This window comes from Methylobacterium platani (assembly GCF_001653715.1).
GTDB lineage: Bacteria > Pseudomonadota > Alphaproteobacteria > Rhizobiales > Beijerinckiaceae > Methylobacterium > Methylobacterium platani.
Genome location: NZ_LWHQ01000101.1, coordinates 1,799 through 2,785, shown reverse-complemented (window position 1 = coordinate 2,785; position 987 = coordinate 1,799). Strand labels below are relative to the sequence as shown.

The 987-nt window shown below is 73.8% G+C and carries 1 protein-coding gene and 1 pseudogene; one reads left to right on the top strand and one right to left on the bottom strand.

Going from position 1 to position 987, the window contains the following annotated elements:
• Window positions 1–639: NADPH-dependent oxidoreductase (locus A5481_RS31230; RefSeq protein ID WP_064504503.1), on the bottom strand; the 639-nt coding region annotated here is incomplete at its 3' end.
• A 146-nt stretch (window positions 640–785) separates the two neighbouring features.
• Between A5481_RS31230 and A5481_RS31225 the strand changes: the two are divergent.
• Window positions 786–987 (top strand): annotated as a pseudogene (locus tag A5481_RS31225) (LLM class flavin-dependent oxidoreductase); the annotation flags it as partial.

Genomic DNA, 987 nt, shown 5'->3' with positions numbered 1-987 from the left:
GCGGCCGCGATGCAGCACCACCTCCTGCCCGAGGCGCGGCTTGACCGCCGCCGGGCGCTCCGGATCGGGCCAGCCGACGCAGAGGCCGAACACCGCCAGCACGTTGGGCGGCAGGCCGAGCAGCTCGGCCACAGCCTCCGGGTCGTTGCGCAGGGCGCCGATGTAGACCGAGCCGAGCCCGAGCGATTCGAGCGCCACGGTGGCGTTCTGGGCCGCGAGGGCGGCGTCGACGACGCCGACCGTCAGCATCTCGAGGTAGGCGAGTCCGTCGGTCGGCCGGTCCCGCTCGCGCCCGATGGCGCCGAGCCGCGACAGGTCGGCGAGCCAGACCAGCACCAGGGGCGCCTCGACGACGTGGCGCTGCCCGCGCGCCACCTCGGACAGCCGCCGCTTGGCCTCCGGATCCTCGACCGCGACGACGCTCCAGGTCTGGAGGTTGGACGAACTCGGCGCCGACTGCGCGGCGGCGACCAGCGTCTCCAGGATCCCGGGGGGCAGCGGATCGGGCCGGAACGCCCGCACGGTGCGGTGGGCCAGGAGCCCGGCGATCACGTCGTTCCACGGCCCGTCGGCGAGGGCGGGGTCGGGGCTCGCGCCGTATCGCGCCCTGAGGGCGTCCAGCCGTTCGGTCCCGCTCATGCGCCCTCGCCCCCTCGTTCCGCCTCGATGCCGCGGAGTCGTACACGGAATCGATTGACCAACCAGGGCGGCGGAGCCAGATCCGGCCTGCGCACTCCGCAGGGCCGCGCGGACGCGGAGCCCGACCCAAGGCCAAGGAGCCCGACATGGCGCAATCCCGCAGGCTTCATCTCGGCGCCTTCATGCGCCCGGTCGGCATCCACACCGCGTGGTGGCGCTATCCGGGCGGCCTGCCGGACGCCAACTTCAACATCCGCCACCTCGCGCGCTTCGCCCAGACCCTGGAGGCGGCGAAGTTCGACGCCTTCTTCATGGCCGACCACCTGGCGGTGCTGAACATGCCGGTCG